The organism is Citrobacter sp. VF227, from assembly GCF_052950715.1.
This window is the reverse complement of the sequence record NZ_JBRFVF010000651.1, coordinates 1-431: the sequence shown is the minus strand read 5'-3', so window position 1 is coordinate 431 and position 431 is coordinate 1. Positions and strand designations below refer to the sequence as shown.

Sequence of the window (431 nt, the reverse complement as noted above, 5' to 3'; positions counted from 1 at the left end):
ACAAAATATGCACTTCAATTAAGAGTGATTGCTCAAGAAAGCTATCCTAATGTCGATAGACATTCCTTTCTAGTCGAAAAATTACGCTTACTTATTCAACAATTAAAACAATCTATTCATCATCTCAAACAATTAGATGATGCCATGATTCAATTAGCACAACAACTCGATTATTTTGAAAATATTCATTCGATACCTGGTATTGGTAAGCTAAGCACAGCTATGATTATTGGGGAGATTGGTGATATTAAGCGATTTAAATCAAATAAACAACTCAACGCTTTTGTAGGCATTGATATCAAACGATATCAATCAGGTCATACACACTGTAGAGATACCATCAACAAGCGTGGTAATAAAAAAGCGAGAAAACTTTTATTTTGGGTGATTATGAATATAATAAGAGGGCAGCATCATTATGACAATCATGT

Annotated in this window: 1 protein-coding gene; it reads left to right on the top strand. The window is 32.5% G+C overall.

Annotated elements, in window-relative coordinates:
- On the top strand, positions 1-431 hold a 431-nt coding region (locus ACU8YC_RS28375), incomplete at both ends, for a transposase (RefSeq protein ID WP_446896443.1).